Source organism: Pseudomonas sp. PDM22 (assembly GCF_014851965.1).
GTDB lineage: Bacteria > Pseudomonadota > Gammaproteobacteria > Pseudomonadales > Pseudomonadaceae > Pseudomonas.
In genome coordinates this window covers 27,241-41,848 of the sequence record NZ_JACVAR010000007.1, presented here as the reverse complement: position 1 = coordinate 41,848, position 14,608 = coordinate 27,241, and the positions used below count along the sequence as shown (strand labels likewise).

16 protein-coding genes are annotated in these 14,608 nt (G+C 66.1%); 9 read left to right on the top strand and 7 right to left on the bottom strand.

Going from position 1 to position 14,608, the window contains the following annotated elements; translation table 11 throughout:
• Window positions 1-951, bottom strand: coding sequence for a DMT family transporter (locus IB255_RS23525; RefSeq protein ID WP_192210922.1), 951 nt, complete (start codon window positions 949-951; stop codon window positions 1-3).
• Between the two features lie 108 nt (window positions 952-1,059).
• Between IB255_RS23525 and IB255_RS23520 the strand changes: the two genes are divergently transcribed.
• The gene (locus IB255_RS23520; RefSeq protein ID WP_225594987.1) at window positions 1,060-2,004 is read left to right on the top strand and encodes a LysR substrate-binding domain-containing protein; all 945 of its coding nucleotides are present in this window, start codon (window positions 1,060-1,062) and stop codon (window positions 2,002-2,004) included.
• On the opposite strand, the gene IB255_RS23515 is transcribed toward IB255_RS23520, so the two are convergent.
• The 4 genes from IB255_RS23515 to IB255_RS23500 all read right to left on the bottom strand — a co-directional run bounded on the left by IB255_RS23515 (window position 1,975) and on the right by IB255_RS23500 (window position 4,144).
• Window positions 1,975-2,466, bottom strand: coding sequence for an HIT family protein (locus IB255_RS23515; protein WP_192210921.1), 492 nt, complete (start codon window positions 2,464-2,466; stop codon window positions 1,975-1,977). The two genes, IB255_RS23520 and IB255_RS23515, sit on opposite strands and share 30 nt — an antisense overlap.
• Window positions 2,467-2,515: 49 nt before the next feature.
• Window positions 2,516-3,205: a class I SAM-dependent methyltransferase gene (locus IB255_RS23510; RefSeq protein ID WP_192210920.1), complete on the bottom strand. Its 690-nt coding sequence runs from the start codon at window positions 3,203-3,205 to the stop codon at window positions 2,516-2,518.
• Window positions 3,206-3,221: 16 nt separating this feature from the next.
• Window positions 3,222-3,608 (bottom strand): DUF1360 domain-containing protein, encoded by a 387-nt coding sequence (locus IB255_RS23505; RefSeq protein WP_151186924.1) that lies wholly within the window; start codon window positions 3,606-3,608, stop codon window positions 3,222-3,224.
• A 104-nt stretch (window positions 3,609-3,712) separates the two neighbouring features.
• Window positions 3,713-4,144: an Rrf2 family transcriptional regulator gene (locus tag IB255_RS23500; RefSeq protein WP_081520848.1), complete on the bottom strand. Its 432-nt coding sequence runs from the start codon at window positions 4,142-4,144 to the stop codon at window positions 3,713-3,715.
• Between the two features lie 143 nt (window positions 4,145-4,287).
• On the opposite strand from IB255_RS23500, the gene IB255_RS23495 reads away from it, so the two are divergent.
• The 3 genes from IB255_RS23495 (at window position 4,288) to IB255_RS23485 (ending at window position 5,914) form a co-directional block, all read left to right on the top strand.
• Window positions 4,288-4,791 (top strand): GNAT family N-acetyltransferase, encoded by a 504-nt coding sequence (locus tag IB255_RS23495; RefSeq protein WP_192210919.1) that lies wholly within the window; start codon window positions 4,288-4,290, stop codon window positions 4,789-4,791.
• 109 nt (window positions 4,792-4,900) lie between these two features.
• Window positions 4,901-5,344: a nuclear transport factor 2 family protein gene (locus tag IB255_RS23490; RefSeq protein WP_081520850.1), complete on the top strand. Its 444-nt coding sequence runs from the start codon at window positions 4,901-4,903 to the stop codon at window positions 5,342-5,344.
• A 57-nt stretch (window positions 5,345-5,401) separates the two neighbouring features.
• Entirely contained in the window at window positions 5,402-5,914 is a 513-nt protein-coding gene (locus IB255_RS23485; RefSeq protein ID WP_192210918.1) for a thioredoxin family protein, read from the top strand.
• A gap of 350 nt (window positions 5,915-6,264) precedes the next feature.
• On the opposite strand, the gene IB255_RS23480 is transcribed toward IB255_RS23485, so the two are convergent.
• Entirely contained in the window at window positions 6,265-8,670 is a 2,406-nt protein-coding gene (locus tag IB255_RS23480; protein ID WP_151186923.1) for a TonB-dependent siderophore receptor, read from the bottom strand.
• 243 nt (window positions 8,671-8,913) lie between these two features.
• Window positions 8,914-9,837 (bottom strand): LysR family transcriptional regulator, encoded by a 924-nt coding sequence (locus IB255_RS23475; RefSeq protein ID WP_192210917.1) that lies wholly within the window; start codon window positions 9,835-9,837, stop codon window positions 8,914-8,916.
• A gap of 133 nt (window positions 9,838-9,970) precedes the next feature.
• Here IB255_RS23475 and IB255_RS23470 point away from each other — a divergent pair, with 133 nt between their 5' ends.
• From IB255_RS23470 to IB255_RS23450, 5 genes are all read left to right on the top strand, one after another.
• A complete protein-coding gene (locus tag IB255_RS23470; RefSeq protein WP_151186921.1) occupies window positions 9,971-10,705 on the top strand; it encodes an SDR family NAD(P)-dependent oxidoreductase in 735 nt (244 codons plus the stop codon).
• Between the two features lie 32 nt (window positions 10,706-10,737).
• Window positions 10,738-10,950, top strand: coding sequence for a tautomerase family protein (locus tag IB255_RS23465; RefSeq protein WP_081520855.1), 213 nt, complete (start codon window positions 10,738-10,740; stop codon window positions 10,948-10,950).
• 110 nt (window positions 10,951-11,060) lie between these two features.
• On the top strand, window positions 11,061-12,257 hold the full coding sequence (locus IB255_RS23460; RefSeq protein WP_192210916.1) for an MFS transporter: 1,197 nt from the start codon (window positions 11,061-11,063) through the stop codon (window positions 12,255-12,257).
• Between the two features lie 58 nt (window positions 12,258-12,315).
• Window positions 12,316-12,828, top strand: a complete 513-nt coding sequence (locus tag IB255_RS23455; RefSeq protein ID WP_192210915.1) for a DUF2938 domain-containing protein — start codon at window positions 12,316-12,318, stop codon at window positions 12,826-12,828.
• Window positions 12,829-12,882: 54 nt separating this feature from the next.
• Window positions 12,883-14,559: a response regulator gene (locus tag IB255_RS23450; RefSeq protein ID WP_192210914.1), complete on the top strand. Its 1,677-nt coding sequence runs from the start codon at window positions 12,883-12,885 to the stop codon at window positions 14,557-14,559.
• Window positions 14,560-14,608 lie beyond the last annotated feature (49 nt).

The following is a 14,608-nucleotide window of genomic DNA, read 5'->3' as shown; positions in this document are numbered from 1 at the left end:
TCAGGACTCCACGGCGCGCGCCGGGACCTCAGCCGGCGTACGGTGCAGGCCGATGGCCCAGAGCACGCCAACGGTCAGCAGGACAATCGCCAGCGCCTCAACCGGGCCCGGCAACCGCTGTTCGTTGATGTAGGCATAGGCGCAGGCGAACAGCGTCTCGAAGACGATCAGCTGGCCACCGAGGCTCATCGGCAGGCGGCGCGTCGCGGCGTTCCACAGGCCATTGGCGACCCACGAGCCGAAGATGGCGAGGAACAGCGAGACCCAGAGGAACACCATCCAGCGCTCGGAAGAGATGCCGGTCGGCACCGCCTGCGGCGCGATCAGCACGCCCACGCCGGCCAGCACCACGGCCATGACGCCGGTGACCACGCCGGTCAGCGTCGACCATTCGTGGCTGTTGAAGTGGCTGGCCTTCAGGTAGCGCGCGTTTGCGGTAGCGAACCAGGACCAGCAGACCACCGCCGAGAAGCCGCAGACGATACCGAGGATGCGCTCGCCCGGTGTACTGCCGGCAGCCATCAGCGCCGACGGATCGAGGTTGATGCAGAGAATGCCCAGCGCCACCAGCGCCAGCGGCATCTTCATCCGCGACAACGGCAGCGAGTCCTGCTCGCAACGGCTGCGGTAGCTGATCGCCAGCGGCATGATGCCGTTGATCAGCGAGGCCGCCGCCACTCCGGCGAACTGCACCGCCGCCGACAGCAGCGCGAAGTACAAGAGGTTGCCGGCCAGGGACAGGCGGATCAGCATCGACAGGTCCTCGCGGCTGACCCGGCGCAGCAGGCCGAGGGCCACGGGCAGCGCGATCAGCAGCGAGATGGCGCCATACAGCGCGAAACGCACGGAACTGATCAGCAGCGGGTTGAATTCCGGCACCAGCGACGGCGCGAGGATCACCCCACCCCAGATTGCCCCTGCCATGCCTGCGTAGACCACCCCGCGTTTCATCTCCAACAACCTCGATACTTCAGTGAATGCCCATAAAGAGCCGCCACGGTAGCGGTTGTGGTAGGTTCTGACCAAGGATAAATCCGCACCGAGACATTCCCACAAGGAATGCCTCAGGCCTTTCACCGGAGAGCCGTCATCAGCCGTTACCTGCGCACCCTGCCACCCCTGGAAACCCTCATCACCTTCGAGGCCGTGGGCCGCTATGGCAGCTTCACCCAGGCCGCCACCGAGCTGTTCCTCACCCAGAGCGCGGTGAGCAAGCAGATGCGCGCGCTGGAAGACAGCCTCAAGGTGCCGCTGTTCGAGCGCAAACCGCGCGGCGTGACCCTGACCGCCGCCGGCGCGGAGCTGCTGACCACCGTGGACATGCTGCTCGATCGCCTGCAGCACAGCGTGCGGCGTATCCGCAACGTGCACCAGAGCAACGCCGTGTCGGTACTGGCAACCCATGCCCTGGCGCAGTTCTGGCTGTTCCCCAAGCTGATCGAATTCAACAAGGCCCACCCCGGCATCGCCGTGCACGTGCACGCAATCAACGAGATCGACGAAGCCAGCCTGGTGGATTTCGACCTGGGCATCCTCTACGGCGCGGGCGACTGGACCACGCTGAACAGCCGTTTCGTGCTGCCGGAGGTGGTCTACCCGGTCGCCCGGCCGGACTTCGACGCCTCCCGCATCACCACCCTCGACCAGCTCGCCGCCGCGCCGCTGGTGCAGCTGGATACCTCGGCCTGGAGCTGCCTGGACTGGCACGACTGGTTCGGTCACTTCGGCAAGGATTACCAGCCGGCGGAGAGCGACCCGGTGTTCAACCAGCTCACCCTCGCCTACCGCGCCGTGCAGCAAGGTATGGGCATCGGCCTGGCCTGGGGGTTCATGGCGGATGATGCGGTGGCCAACGGCGAGATGCAGCGGGTGACGGACCTGGCCATGGTCACCGAGCGCGGCGAGTACCTGGTGTCCCTGCGCCACCGCCAGTTGTCACCGGCGGCGCAGTTGTTCCATGACTGGTTGCTGGCGTCACTGGGGCTGGACGAAACGCCCGCGTAACCGCTCGATCACCTGCTCGATCGACGGCCCCTGCACGGCGGGCGGCACCGGCGCTTCGCCGAATTCGCGCCAGATGAACAGGGTCAGTTCGGCGCCGTCGGTCTGGGTGGAGGCATCCTCGATATGGGCGAACTGACTTAATGAGCGATAGCGCTCATCGGCCCAGAAGGCTTCCTCGACCCAGGCGTATACCGGGATGAAATGGAAGTGGATGGGGAAGCCCGGCGAATGGCCGAAGCGGCCGATATACAGCCATCTGGGGTGCAGTGTCTCTTCGAGGATGCGCTGGACCTTCGCCATCAGCACGCCCATTTCCGCCAGCGCGGCTTCCGGCAGGTCGGCCAGGGACTCCACCGGCTGCTTCGAACCGAGCATCAGGTAGCCCGGCAAGGCGGACGCCAGATGGTGGTTGAGCAGCCAGTGTTCGGTCTGGTGGATGACGTGGGTGGCAGGAATCTGCATCGACTGGCGTCCGGCACAAAACGGGACGCCAGCCTAGCAGAGGTCCGTATCAAGCGAGTGCAACCCAGCCACGGAAGGCGAAGCCGACGTAGAAGGCTTCGATGCGGCTGAAGCCGGCCTCCCAGAGCAGCGCTTCGTCCTGCTCGGGGGTGAGGATGTTCAGGTGCGCATCCACGGCGTTGCGTGCCTGCTGCGCGTTGCCCGGCTCCAGCCCGGAGCTGACGGCGAACTCGGCGTAGCGCGACAGCCAGCGCGCCCGCTCGCCAGCCCCTTGCGGCACACAGAGGTGCGCCATGACGAAGGCAGCACCGGGCCTCAACCGAGCGTGGATCTCGCGCAGCACGCGCAGGCGTTCCGCCTCGGGCAGGAAATGCAGGGTCAGCAGGCAGGCGCCACCGTCGAACGGGCCCGGCGGAGCGTCGTCGATGTAGCCCTGCAGCAGGTCAGCGCGTCCAGCGTTCGGCCCGAGCATCTGCGCGGCCACCGCGAGCATCTCGGCGGAGGGGTCAACGCCGGTGAAGCTCCAGGCCGGCTGGGCTTCGGCGAAGGCACGCAGCTCCATGCCGCCGCCCGCGCCGAGTACCAGCAGGTGGCCGTCGTGCGGCGCCTGCTCGGCCAGCAGGATGGCCACCATGCGGTGCAGGTCGAACAGGCCGGGGACGAAGCGCGGCGGGTTCTCCGCGTAGCGCGCGGCGGCGTCGGGGTCGTGGAACGGGGCCATCAGTTCGGCGGGGGTCATGCAGAGTCCTTTCTGGTCACTCGCTGGCGAACAGCTTCTTCAGCTCCCGCTCGCTCACGGCTTTGGCCATGGCGGTGAGGAACACCTTGAACAGCAGCCCGCAGAACATCGCCGTCAGGGCGATGGTGAAGAAGGTCGCCACCAGCCAGTCGACCGGCGCCCAGCCACTGGCGATCACTACCGGACGGTAGACCAGGGTGCCGGCGATCACCACCCAATGGCTGAAGCAGTAGAAGCACTGGAACAGGTGGCCGACCTGCGGGTGGACCTTCCAGGCCAGTGCGCGCAGGGGTGCGAAGAGTTCGGTCTGGGTGACGGTCATGGACAGCGCGGAGGCGGCGATGGCCAGGGCAAGGCAGGTCCACAGCGCGCCGGCCAGCGGCGAGTTCAAGAGATCGATCATGGGAGGTTCCTGGTGGGCTTGGTATCTTTCGTTACTTTTAAAGTAACTTGATTGAGCGCACAGGGTCAATGCCGGTCATCGACCGGCATTTCAACCAGGAATCATCAGTGGTCTTTCGGGTAAAGCGCCGTGAAGCGTTCGGCGAGATCGGCCAGGGACACGGCGCCCAGGCGTTCAAGGAGGATGGCGGTGGCCTGCTCCATGGCGTCCTGCAGAGCGTCGTTGACCACCTTTTCCACCAGGCAGTCCGGGTGCACGTTATCGAAGCCCATGGCGAACAGGCGCTCGCTGCCCACCGCGCGGTAGACATCCAGCAGCGTGACCTGGGCCAGGTCGCAGTCCAGCGTCCAGCCGCCACCGTGGCCCTTCTCCGAGCGCACGTAGCCGGCCTCGCGCAGGCCGCCCATGGTCCGCCGCACCACGGCCGGGTTGGTGCCAAGCATCTGGGCGATGCGCTCGGAGGTCACGGGCTGGTCGTCGCGGGCCATGTGCAGCAGCACGTGGAGCATGCGCGAGAGGCGGCTGTCGGTTCGCACGGTGGGGTCTCGAAGGTGAAGGCGCCTGCATCATCGCACCCCGCCGCGGCGCGGTTCAAACCCGCCTGCCACTGGCATTGCCACGGGAATGGGCGACAATGGCGGTCACGCGCCCTCTTCCGTCTCCCCGCGAGCCATCGACCATGAACGATCTTTCCATCCAGCTGGTGCAGACCGGCCCTGAACACCAGGACCTGATCCGCAACCTCTACCAGTACTACGCCTACGAGTCGTCGGACTGGGAGGACGAGGACGTGGAGGTCGATGGGCGCTTCTACATCCACGAGGAGCACCTGGCGCGCTACTGGAGCGAGCCGGAGTGGAGCGCCAACCTGATCCTCGCCGACGGCTTCATCGCCGGCTTCCTGCTGGTGGAAGGCAGCGAGCTGCCGGGCATCGACGCGCTGGAGCTATCGGACCTGTTCGTGCTGAAGAAGTACCGTCGCTCGGGGATAGGCCGCGCGCTGGCCAACCAGGTGCTGCTGGGCAATCCCGGCCCCTGGCTGGTGCGTTTCTATTCCCAGGACGAAGTGGCGGCGGCCTTCTGGAGAGCCGTGTTCGCCGACCTGCCGCGCCCGGTGCAGAGCATCGAGCCGGGGGACGACCCGCAGCTGGTGAGCTACCTGATCAGCCCGGCGACGCACTGAGCGCGCTGTACGCCAGGATCAGTCTTCTGTCATTTCCGATCATTGAGCGACCTGCCGGAGCGGCCGTATCGTCCTGAGTGAACAACAAGAACTCTCAGGAGGTATTCCCGTGACCGCACTGAACCTGCACCCCCAGGCCGCCGCTTCGCTGGCCAGCTGGCACCAGATGGTGGCTGCCAAGAACCTGTCCAACCTGCCGCAGCTGCTGGCGCCCAACGCGGTGTTCCGCTCGCCCATGGCGCACTCGCCCTACCCCGGCGCGCCGGTGGTCTCGACCATTCTCAATACCGTGCTGCAGGTGTTCGAGAACTTCACCTATCACCGCGAACTGGCCACCGGCGACGGCCTGAACGTGGTGCTGGAGTTCAGCGCCACGGTGAACGGCAAGGACCTCAAGGGTATCGACATGGTCCGCTTCGACGAGGACGGCAAGATCGTCGAGTTCGAGGTGATGGTCCGCCCGCTCAGCGGCCTGCAGGCACTGGGCGAGGAAATGGGCCGCCGCCTGGCGCCCTACCTGGCAGCCGCCAAGGCGCAGACTGCCAAGAGCTGATTGCCCGCCTCGGGGATTTCTGCTGGGATGGGCTAATACCCGTTCAAGGAAATCCCCATGGCCTCCTACGAGGAACTCTTCTCCATCGGCGAGGGCTTCGACGCCTTCGTCGCCCACGGCCTGCCCGGCGAGATTGCCGGGGTGCGCAAGGTCCAGCAGCAGCTGGCTGAAACCGGCACCATCAGCGCCGACACCCTGCGCCGCATCCAGGCCATCGAGGGCCGCTACCGCCTGCTGATCGCCGGTGAGATGTGGTGCCCGGACTGCCAGATCAACGTCACCGTGATGGACCATCTGCAGCGCCTGCAACCGCGCGTGGAGCTGGCGGTAATCACCAAGGGACGTGCCGAGGACGACCTGCGTGAACGCATGGAACTGGACCGTATCCTGATCCCGGTGGTGCTGGTGCTCGATGGTGATTTCCAGCCGGTAGGCCGTTTCATCGAACGACCGCTGGAAGTGGTGGCAGGTGGCGATGCGCTCAAGCCTGCGTACCGTGCAGGCGAGTACCTGGAAAGCACGCTGACGGACCTGCTGGAGCTGTTCGAGAAGGCTGAAGGCCGGGCGTAAGCGCGCCTTGCCGGCGCGTTCGCGGGCACGGCCCGCGGCTACAGGTCCGTCATCTGCAGGGGCGCGGGGCGCATAACCTGGTACAGGTTATCCGCCGACATTTCGCGGCGGATAACGCTGGCGTGTTATGCGCCCTACAGGCGTTGGCCCCACAACTTCGGCACCCTGGACACTCGATCGTAGGATGGGTGGAGCCTGCGATACCCATCAACGGAGTTGCCGGTAGATCGATGGGTATCGCTTCGCTCCACGCCATCCTACGGACGCAACGAAGGCCAGCGGCTCCGCAGTGAAACAGAAGCCATGAAAAAGCCCCGCGATGCGGGGCTTTTTCGTTCAGGCCAGGCGGATCACATCGAGTACTTCACCGTGAACATCAGGTTGCGCGGCTCGCCGTAGTTCAGGTTGCCGAAGCTGATGCCGCTGTAATAGTACTTGTCGAAGATGTTGTTGAAGTTCACCCGGGTGTCGATGTTCTCGTTGACCTTGTAGCCGAGCATGGCGTTGGTCACCGTGTAGCCGCCCTGCTGGAAGCCGGTGGTGGTGTCCTCGGTCTGGCTCTGGGTTACCAGGTTGCCGCCCACGCGCCACTGGTGCAGCTCGCCCGGCAGGGTGTAGCTGGTGGCGAGCTTGAACAGGTGGCGCGGCTTGCTCGGGTCGAACGGCTTGCCGACGTTGTCCTCGTTGCTGTCGTGCTTGTACTTGGCGTCGACGTAGGTGTAGCCCGCCATCGCCTGCCAGTTCTCGGTCAGCGCGCCGCTGACTTCCATGTCCACGCCCTGGCTGCGCACCTTGCCCGAAGCCCGCGAGCAGTAGATCGAGGTCGGCGAGCTGGGGCACGGCGAGGGACCGCTGGTGTCGTCGGTGGCGCGGTTTTCCTGATCAATCTGGAACAGCGCGATCTGGGTGTTCAGCGTGCCGCCGAAGTGCTCGCCCTTCAGGCCGATCTCGTAATTCTTGCCGGTGATCGGGTCGAGCAGGCTGCCGCTGGAATCGAAGTTGCTCTGCGGCTTGAAGATGTCGGTGTAGCTGGCATAGACCGAATAGACGTCGTTCAGGTCGTAGACCACGCCGGCGTAACGGGTGACGTTGCGGGTGACCTTCTGGGTGCCGGTATCGTTGTGCGGGTCGGCCTCGTACCAGTCCAGCCGGCCGCCGAGGATCACCTTGAGCGGGTCGGCGACGTTCAGGCGGGTGGTGACGTAGGCGCCCTTCTGCTCCTGGTCGAGCTTCATGTTCCAGAGGCTCATGTCGATGTTCGGCTTCTGCACCGAGCTGGGGTCCCACTTCGTCGGGTCGAACGGGGTCACCGGCGAGCCGTCGTTGTAGGTCAGGTCGCCCCAGCCGCCGTGGCCGTCGAAGCGCTCTTCGCGGTAGCTGCCGCCGAACACCAGCTCGTGCTCGCGGCCGAAGGCCTGGAACGGGCCGTTGGCGAAGGCGTCGTAGCTCTGGTGGTCATCGGTGTAGGCGTACTTGCCCGGCCCCATGGTCATGGTCGGGCAGCCTTCGGTGTAGTAGCAGCTGTTGTACAGGCCGAGCATGTCGATGCGCGCCCACAGCTTGTCGGCGGCGACCTTCATCTGCCAGCCGTTGTCGAAGCGGTGCACCACGTCGCCGAACAGGTGGGTGGTGGTGGTATCCCAGTAGGACCAGTCGGCGCCGTAGTAGTCGGAGCGCTTGAGGTCCAGGTGACGACCGCCCAGCGGTGCCGGCAGGCCTACCCAGTTGTCGTTCTTGTTGTCGTTCTGGTAGGACGCGCCCAGGGTCAGGGTGGTGTCCGGGTTCAGGTCGGCCTCGGTGATGCCGTAAAGCACACCGCGCTCGCCGCTGACCACGTCCTGGAAGCTGTCGCGGGTCTCGTAGGCGGCCACCGCGCGGCCGCGCAGGGTGCCTTCGCTGTTCAGCGGGCCGGACACGTCGACCTGGCTGCGGTAGCGGTCCCAGGTGCCGGCGCTGCCTTCCAGGCTCATGTGGAAGTCCTGGGTCGGGCGCTTGCGCACCATGTTGACGGCGGCGGCCGGGTTGCCCGCGCCCTGCATCAGGCCGGTGGCGCCGCGCACCACTTCGACGCGGTCGAACATCGCCAGGTCCGCGGCGGAAATCACGTCCTGGGTGTAGGTGGAAATGCTGGTGGCCAGGCCGTCGTACATGATGTTGTCGACATCGAAGCCACGCGCGGCGTAGCTCACTCGGGCCGGCCCGTACTGCTGGACAGTCATGCCGGTGACGCCACGAATCGCGTCGTCGAGGTCCTGCATGTTCTGGTCTTCCATCTGCTGCCGGGTGACCACGCTCACCGACTGCGGCGTCTCGCGGACGGTCATGTTCAGCTTGGTGGAAGTCTGCATCACGCCGGTGGTGTAGGAGCCGGTGCCTTCGGTGGTGCCCGGCGCCACAGGAGCAGCGCCGACGACCTCGGTGGCACCCAGATCGACGCTGTCATTGCCCGATGCGCCGCCGCGCACGGCACCGCTGACCTGTGCGCTGTTGCCGTTGACCGTGCCCTGCAGGCCGCTGTCCGCCAGCAGACGATCGAGTGCCTCGCCCGGCTCCATGTTGCCCTTGAGTGCCGGCGCGCCAACCTTGGCGATCTGGGCACGGTCATAGGAAATCCGCATTCCGGTTGCGGACTGCAATTGCTCCAGGGAAGCGGCCAGGGGCTGCTTGGGCAGGTCGATGGCCACGGGGGCGGCGACCGCGGAGAGAGCAAGGGTGGAGAGACTGAGCAGGAGCGCGCCCGAGGCTACGTCTTTCATCTGCTGGAGGATCCTTCGGTGCGAGGTTTGCGCTCTGTTGGCGCAATGACTCGGTTGGCGAATGCCGGCTGGTGGACGCCGACGGGGAGCCAAAGTGTATGCAGATGTAAATTCTTTGTAAATGCGAATACTTCGTATCTTATTTCGCGACTAGACTTCGCATGGCTGGCGGAGGGATGTAGCCAACCTGTAGGAGAGCCCCATGCGCGCGATCGCGGGCATGCCCCGCTTAACATGGCCCGCTTACGAGGACTCACCGTCGTTAAGCGCCTCCAGCATGAACTCGATGAAGGCCCGCACGCGCGACGGCACATGGCGCGCGTAGGGGTAGATGAGGAGGAATGGCCGTGTCGTCTGGCCGTAGTCCTTCAGCACTTCCACCAGCTCGCCCTGCTCCAGTTCTTCCTGCACGGTGAAACGGTATGCCTGCATCAACCCGCCGCCGCACTTGGCCAGGGTCGCCGTGGCCAGGTAATCCTCCAGCACCGTGAGGCTACCGGTCGTCTCGATCTCCACCAGCTTGCCGTGGACCCGGAAGGACCAGGGCACACGCCGCCCACTGCTGGGCAGCTCGAACTGGATGCACTCGTGCGCGACGAGATCTTCCGGCGTCCGCGGCGTACCGGCACGCGCCAGGTACTCGGGCGTGGCTACCACCACGTTCTCCGCCTCCTCCAGGCGCCGCGCCACCAGGCTGGAGTCCGCCGGGTCGCGGCCACGGATGGCCAGGTCGTATCCCTCGTTGGCGAAGTCGATATTGCGGTTGCTGACATGCACCTCGACCTGCACCTGCGGGTAGCGCCGGCGGAACTCCGGCAACCGCGGGAACAGCCGGTAATGCGCGTAGGGCGTGGGCACGCTGATGCGCAGGCGCCCCGAGGCGATGCTCTGGCCGCCGCTGACCGCGCGCTCGGCATCCACCAGTTGGGTCAGCGCCTGCCGGCATTGCTCGAAGTAGGTGCGGCCGTCATCGGTCAGGCGCATCTGCCGCGTGGTGCGGACGAACAGGCGCACACCCAGGCGCTCTTCCAGCCGCGCCACCGAACGACTCACCGCCGCGGGCGTGATACCTGCCTCGTTGGCGGCGGCGGTGAAGCTGCCGGTCTCCGCAGCCAGGCAGAACAGCTCGATGCTGCCCAGTTGCAGATCGTCGAAATGGCGGGTCATGGCGCGACTCTATTGATTACATGAGGTATCAATTCAAATGCCGTCAACCTCATTTTTCAAGTCGCGATTGCAGCCTAGATTGGCCTCCAAGACGCGGGCACCCCCGCCCCGCCCCACCCTCGGAGAGATCACCATGAGCAAGACCGTCATCGTCACCGGCGCCTCCAGCGGCCTCGGCTTCGCCATCGCCCGCGCCTACCTGGAGCGCGGCTACAACGTGGTCGGCAACGCCCGCACCCAGGCCCGCCTCGAGGAAGCCGCCGCCAGACTGGGCAACCCGCACAACTTCCTCGCCGTGGCCGGCGACATCGCCCGGCCGGACACCGCCCGGCGCCTGTTCGCCCAGGCCATCGAAGCCTTCGGCCAGGTGGACATCCTGATCAACAACGCCGGCATCTTCATCGCCAAGCCGGTAGGCGACTACACCGAGGAAGAACTCGAGGCCATCGTCGACACCAACCTCAAGGGCTTCTTCTACCCGTCGCAAGCCGCCGCCAAGCACATGGCTGCCAGGGGTTCGGGGCACATCGTGAGCATTACCGCATCCATCGCCATGCAACCCAACGTGAAGGTGCCGGCGCTGCTGCCGGTGCTGATCAAGGGCGGGCTGAACAGCGCGGTGCGCGGTCTGGCCCTGGAGCTGGCGGCGTCCCACGTGCAGGTCAACGCGGTGGCGCCGGGGATCATCGAAACCCCGCTGCACCCCGATGACGAAGGCACCCGCGCCTTCCTGCGCGGCCTCGCCCCCAGTGGCGAGATCGGCAGCCCGCAGGATATCGTCGACGCGGTGCTCTACTTGACCGACTCGACCTTCGTCAGCGGAACCATCCTCAACGTCGACGGTGGCTCCACCACCGGCGTCTGGTAAGCCAACCCTCACAACAACAACGGAGAACCGCCATGCCCTACGTAAACATCCAGGTCACCGACGAAGGCGTGACCGCCGACGAGCGCCGCCAGCTCATCGAAGGTGTCACCGAACTGCTGGAACGGGTCCTGCGCAAACCGCCCGCAAGCACCTTCGTGGTGATCCAGGAAATCCCCACCGACAGCTGGGGCGTAGGTGGTGAGACGGTCAAGGCTTTGCGCGCCAGGGAAAAGCCCGGGACCTGACGCAGCGGGCACGCCGGGGCCCCGTCAGGGCCACCGGCGCTTGCCATGCACCAAGCTGGTGCTGATAGGATCGGGAGCCTACCTGCTCCCACTGTCAGCCGAGGCAAGGAATGCTCGCCGCGCTCAAGCGTTATCCGCTACAGGTCAACCTGCTGCTCAGCGGCACCTTTCTGCTCACCCTGGGCCGTGCCATCACCCTGCCCTACCTGGTGATCTACCTCTCGACCCAGTTCGACCTGCCCGTCAGCCGCATCGGCCTGATCATGGGCGGCGCGCTGTTCGGCGGCTCGCTGCTCAGCCTCTACGGTGGCTTCCTGATCGACCGCCTGCCCGGCTTCCGCCTGATCCTCGGCTTCGGCACCTGCTTCGTCGCCGCCTTTGCCGGCATGCTGCTGACCACCCAGCTGTGGCTGTTCTTCCTGTTCCTGCTGGGCTTCAACTTCGCCTATTCGGTCACCGACGTGGTGGTGAAGACCATCTTCGGCCGCCTGCTGCCGGCCGCCGAGCAGGGCCGTGCGTTTTCCATCCGCTACACCCTGATCAACCTCGCCTACGCCATCGGCCCCTTCATCGGCGCCGCCCTGGCGCACTGGAGCCAGCACCTGCCCTTCGTGCTCTCGGCGAGCCTCGGCGCGCTGTTCCTGCTGGCCTTCGCGCGCTACGGCGACCGTGGCATGCGCCCGGCCGAAGGCGTGGCGCCGCCCTCGTTCATCGCGGTGATGGGGGTGCTGGCCAAGGACCACCGGCTGATGTACTTCACCATCGGCGGTGTGCTCACCGCCGTGGTGTTCGGCCAGTTCTCCGCCTACCTCTCGCAGTACCTGGTGGCCACCGGCACAGCGGAATACGCCTACCAGGTGATCCAGACGCTGCTCGGGGTCAACGCGGTGACGGTGATCGCCCTGCAGTACCTGCTGGGCAAGCGCATCGGCAACGAGCATCTGCAACGCTGGCTGATCGTCGGCCTGGGCCTGTTCGTGCTCGGCATCGTCGGCTTCGGCCTGTCCCACAGCCTCGTGCACTGGGGGCTGGCGATGGTGGTGTTCACCCTGGGCGAGATCATCGTGATCCCCGCCGAGTACATGTTCATCGACCGCATCGCCCCGCCGCACCTGCGCGGCGTGTACTACGGCACGCAGAACCTGGCCAACCTCGGCGGCGCCTTCGGGCCGATCCTGGTGGGCTTCTTCCTCGCGCTGTTCGCACCGCACTGGGTGTTCGTCATGCTCGCCACCTTCATCGTCGGCGGCGGGGTGTTCTATGTGCTGGGGTCCAGGCTGAGCCAGCGCATCGCCCGCGAGGCTTGACCTCAAGTCCACTTGAACCGGGATGCTGGTTCCATCGACCCACTCGAAGGAACCAGCCATGCCGCTCTCTGCCCTGCTTCCCACGTTGATATCCGCCATCGCCATCGGTATCGGCGCCACCCTGCTGATGGACGGCTGGACCGTCCTGCGCCGGCATCTGCTAGGGGTGCCTTCGCTGGACTATGCCCTGGTCGGCCGCTGGGTCGGCCACATGCCGCGCGGGCGGTTCCGTCACACCGCCATCGGCAAGGCCGCGCCGATCTCCGGCGAACGCCCGCTGGGCTGGGCGATCCACTACCTCACCGGGATCGTCTTCGCCCTTGCCCTGGTCGCGCTGGCCGGCAGCGACTGGCTGTGCCGGCCGAGCCTGCTGCCGGCGCTGCTCTTCGGCGTGGTCACCGTGGCGATGCCCTTCCTGCTGATGCAGCCAGCGCTGGGCCTGGGCATCGCCGCGAGCAGGACCGCTAGCCCGGCCAGGGCCCGCCTGCACAGCCTGATAACCCACGCGGTCTTCGGGCTGGGCCTCTATCTCGCGGCGCTGAGTCTGCTGCCGTTGACCTGCGCCAGCTGATACTTCGCCAACTGGACTACCCTTGCTGCACCCCCCAGTGCAGGAAGCCCCAGGATGAGCCGCATCGCCATTGCCGACCCGCAACCCTTCATGCTCGCTGCCCTGCGCCAGCGCCTGGAGGCGGCCGGGCACGAGGTGGTCGGCGAAGTCGGCGATGGCCGCGAAGCGCTGGACGTGATCAAGCACCTGCACCCTGACCTGCTGATCCTCGAACTGGACCTGCCGCGCTTGGGCGGCGTGGAATTGCTGCGACGGCTGCACCGCGACTGGCCGCAACAGAAGACCCTGGTCTTCACCCACCTGCCCGCCGCCCACTACCAGGGACTCTGCCTGGAAGCCGGCGCGCGGGGTTTCGCGCACAAGGGCGACCGCCCCGAGGAAGTGGACGACGCCGTGCGCCTGGTGCTCGGCGGGCGCAAGGTCTTCCCCGCGCAGGCGCCGCATCCGGGTGGCGACGCACCGGGCGCGGACGAGCACATCACCCCACGCGAGCTGACGGTCCTGCACTACCTCTCGCAGGGCTATCGGGTCAAGGATATCGCCGAAGAACTGGCGATCAGCGACCGCACCGTCAGCACCTACAAGGCACGCCTGCTGGAGAAGACGCAGACGGACTCGCTGGTGGACCTGGTCGAAGCCGCCAAGGTGAAGGGCCTGCTCAGCAACAATGTGGTGGAAAGCCTGGTGCGCGCGCCGGCAGAACCGTCCAGCAAGACCCGCGATCTCGCGCGGCTGTTCGACATCCTGCCCAGCCCCATCAGCCTTTGGAGCCGCGAAGGCGAGCTACTGGCCTGCAATCGCAACTTCCTGCAGGTCTACGGCAAGAGCGAGGAACAGTTGCTGGGGTCGCGCATGTTCGAAATGGGCGTGGTCAATGAAGCCGATGGTGTTCTGGCGCGCCGCGACTTCCTCACTGGCGCGGCAGGCGACAAGCCATTCACCCAGGTGATCGCCTGCACCCTGCACGGTGAACATCGCATCATCCGCCTGATCGGTGTGCCGCTGTGCGAAGACTCCGGCGAATCCATCGGCGTGGTCTGCTCCTTCGTCGATATCACCGAACACGAACTCGAAGTACAGCACCTGCAGGAGGCCAAGGCCTATCTGGATGGCCTGCGCGCCACCCGCGCGCGATACCTGCAGTACAGCTTCGACGACCTGCTGGACGAAATCCGCCACCTGCACGCATTGCTGCAGCCATCGGTGGCGCACCGCCCGGAAGAGGAACCACTCTCCGGCGCCTTCGTCGGCCTCGGCAGAATGGAGGAGAAGCTGCTGATTTTGCGCGAACTGCTGCGCACCGAAACGGGCAGCGAGCCGATAGCGCCGCAGGTGTGCGAGCTGAACCAGCTGACCGCCAGCCTGCTGGACGACCTGCCCTTGCGGCCCGTCGCTGCGCCCCAGTTTGCCTGGGTCGATCTCGCGCGCTACCGCAACCTGCTCAAGGCGCTACGCTTCTCACTCGAACGCTCCGCGCTGAAGGTCCGCGAGGTGCAGGCCAGCGTGGAAAACCTGGCCCACGGCGTGCTCATCTGGCGGCTGAACTTCGCGCTTGCCCCGCAGGCCGATCTGCCCGAGCGCCTGGCCAGCCTCGACCAGCGTCCGAGCCTGGAACTGGTGCGTCTGATCTGCCAGCTGTTCGAGGGCAGTTTCCAGACCGGCAGCGCGGACGAACCACCCAGCGCCGGATTGATCCAGCTCAAGCTTGTGCGCAGTAGTTCCCCGCACTAGTGCGGGCACTACACGGCTTTCAGGCACCCCCGATGGGGGCGCCAGCGCC

Coding starts and splice junctions, on each gene's coding strand:
- IB255_RS23525 (WP_192210922.1), bottom strand. CDS start 951: ATGAAACGCGGGGTGGTCTACGCAGGCATGGCAGGGGCAATCTGGGGT.
- IB255_RS23450 (WP_192210914.1), top strand. CDS start 12,883: ATGAGCCGCATCGCCATTGCCGACCCGCAACCCTTCATGCTCGCTGCC.
- IB255_RS23520 (WP_225594987.1), top strand. CDS start 1,060: ATGCCTCAGGCCTTTCACCGGAGAGCCGTCATCAGCCGTTACCTGCGC.
- IB255_RS23510 (WP_192210920.1), bottom strand. CDS start 3,205: ATGACCCCCGCCGAACTGATGGCCCCGTTCCACGACCCCGACGCCGCC.
- IB255_RS23470 (WP_151186921.1), top strand. CDS start 9,971: ATGAGCAAGACCGTCATCGTCACCGGCGCCTCCAGCGGCCTCGGCTTC.
- IB255_RS23485 (WP_192210918.1), top strand. CDS start 5,402: ATGGCCTCCTACGAGGAACTCTTCTCCATCGGCGAGGGCTTCGACGCC.
- IB255_RS23505 (WP_151186924.1), bottom strand. CDS start 3,608: ATGATCGATCTCTTGAACTCGCCGCTGGCCGGCGCGCTGTGGACCTGC.
- IB255_RS23455 (WP_192210915.1), top strand. CDS start 12,316: ATGCCGCTCTCTGCCCTGCTTCCCACGTTGATATCCGCCATCGCCATC.
- IB255_RS23465 (WP_081520855.1), top strand. CDS start 10,738: ATGCCCTACGTAAACATCCAGGTCACCGACGAAGGCGTGACCGCCGAC.
- IB255_RS23475 (WP_192210917.1), bottom strand. CDS start 9,837: ATGACCCGCCATTTCGACGATCTGCAACTGGGCAGCATCGAGCTGTTC.
- IB255_RS23495 (WP_192210919.1), top strand. CDS start 4,288: ATGAACGATCTTTCCATCCAGCTGGTGCAGACCGGCCCTGAACACCAG.
- IB255_RS23515 (WP_192210921.1), bottom strand. CDS start 2,466: ATGCAGATTCCTGCCACCCACGTCATCCACCAGACCGAACACTGGCTG.
- IB255_RS23480 (WP_151186923.1), bottom strand. CDS start 8,670: ATGAAAGACGTAGCCTCGGGCGCGCTCCTGCTCAGTCTCTCCACCCTT.
- IB255_RS23460 (WP_192210916.1), top strand. CDS start 11,061: ATGCTCGCCGCGCTCAAGCGTTATCCGCTACAGGTCAACCTGCTGCTC.